The 2,262-nt window shown below is 32.5% G+C and carries 1 protein-coding gene; it reads left to right on the forward strand.

Features of this window, described 5'->3' with window-relative positions; translation table 11 throughout:
• Positions 1-211: 211 nt before the first annotated feature.
• Positions 212-487, forward strand: coding sequence for a hypothetical protein (locus tag V1T75_RS16355; protein ID WP_330489560.1), 276 nt, complete (start codon positions 212-214; stop codon positions 485-487).
• Positions 488-2,262 lie beyond the last annotated feature (1,775 nt).

Raw genomic sequence — 2,262 nt, forward strand, 5'->3', positions numbered from 1 at the left:
AGTAACAAGGTTCTCGATACTATTTTGTTCCACTTGATTACACAAAATCACTCGAACTGACATCTCAACGTCATTATATCTACCTCCTCGCCAAGACGGAAACCAACAAATACTAACTCCACTACGGAAATCCACATTTTTTTTTGCATATATCTCCTTTTTAATCTTTACTCTAATAAATAGTTTTGTTCTTACTAATAAAATATGAATTATGGAAGAAGTAGTTTTTAAAGCCTTACAAAACGAGACTAAGTTTAATAGAATAGATAGTTTTATTCAAGATGTAATTAATACCAATAAAAATAATGGAGCAACCTACGAGTCAGTAAGAGAATCTATTATCAAGTTGGTTTTATATCGATTTATTAAAATAGACACGAATGCATCTACAGATTGTATTTTACGAGAGACTAATTTTTATCAAGCTCGTGAATTAGGTAGTGTGAGTTCTTGGTTAGAGAAAAGACGTACTTACGAGTATTCTTAATAAGATTCTTACATATACTAAAGTCGAATTGTAATCTAATAAATCAAAAGCGGTCATTTCGAACTGAGTACTAACGAAGTGTCAGAAACCGTAAGGTTAAGCCGAGCTAAACCCCATGAATATGAGTTACTCACAAACATATACTTTCATTTTGTCTTGATACAAAACGAAACAAAAAATCAAGACGTATTTTTCCTTTTTTTGAATTCTACGTTGTATTCCGTATTCGAATCCAGACCGTAAACTCTCTGGATTCTCTTGTACTCCATAACCTTGAATTCTGGCAATATAAAAATAGGTCGGCGTTTATCCGTACTTTTCTCTACCCTCATCACAATAACGATAATAAAACGTCCTTAGAAAACAAGTTAAAATTAACAACAAGCTGTCACTTCGAGTGAAATTTTTGAAACATAGTGAAGGGAATTTTGTATCGAGAAGTATTTGGTAGTAACAAGGTTCTCGATACTATTTTGTTCCACTTAATTACACAAAATCACTCGAACTGACATCTCAACGTCATTATGAATTGAAAACAGTATGGTGACGTAATCTCATAAATGGATATCAGTTACTCATAACCTTGAATTCTGGCAACATAAAAATAGGTCGGTTTTTTATCCATACTTTTCTCTACTCTCATCACAATAACGATAATAAAACGTCCTTAGAAAACAAGTTAAAATTAACAACAAACTGTCACTTCGAGTGAAATTCTTGAAACATAGTGAAAGGAATTTTGTATCGAGAAGTATTTGGTAGTAACAAGGTTCTCGATACTATTTTGTTCCACTTGATTACACAAAATCACTCGAACTGACATCTCAACGTCATTATGAATTGAACACAGTATGGTGACGTAATCTCTTAAATGGATATCAGTTACTCATAACCTTGAATTCTGGCAACATAAAAATAGGTCGGTCTTTATCCGTACTTTTCTCTACTCTCATCACAAAAACGATAATAAAACGTCCTTAGAAAACAAGTTAAAATTAACAACAAGCTGTCACTTCGAGTGAAATTTTTGAAACATAGTGAAGGGAATTTTGTATCGAGAAGTATTTGGTAGTAACAAGGTTCTCGATACTATTTTGTTCCACTTGATTACACAAAATCACTCGAACTGACATCTCAACGTCATTATGAATTGAACACAGTATGGTGACGTAATCTCATAAATGGATATTAGTTACTCACAAACTTATACTTTCATTTTGTCTTGATACAAAACGAAACAAAAAATCAAGACGTATTTTTCCTTTTTTGAATTCTACGTTGTATTCCGTATTCGAATCCAGACCGTAAACTCTTTGGATTCTCTTGTACTCCATAACCTTGAATTCTGGCAACATAAAAATAGGTCGGCGTTTATCCGTACTTTTCTCTACTCTCATCACAATAACGATAATAAAACGTCCTTAGAAAACAAGCCAAAAATTAACAACAAACTGTCACTTCGAGTGAAATTCATGAAACATAGTGAAAGGAATTTTGTATCGAGAAGTATTTGGTAGTAACAAGGTTCTCGATACTATTTTGTTCCACTTGATTACACAAAATCACTCGAACTGACATCTCAACGTCATTATGAATTGAACACAGTATGGTGACGTAATCTCATAAATGGATATTAGTTACTCACAAACTTATACTTTCATTTTGTCTTGATACAAAACGAAACAAAAAATCAAGACGTATTTTTCCTTTTTTGAATTCTACGTTGTATTCCGTATTCGAATCCAGACCGTAAACTCTTTGGATTCTCTTGTACT

The sequence above is a fragment of the Tenacibaculum sp. FZY0031 genome (assembly GCF_036350695.1).
In the GTDB taxonomy this organism is placed as follows: domain Bacteria; phylum Bacteroidota; class Bacteroidia; order Flavobacteriales; family Flavobacteriaceae; genus Polaribacter.

Excerpts from the sequence above, each read along its gene's own strand:
- V1T75_RS16355 (WP_330489560.1), top strand. The coding sequence starts at position 212 with ATGGAAGAAGTAGTTTTTAAAGCCTTACAAAACGAGACTAAGTTTAAT.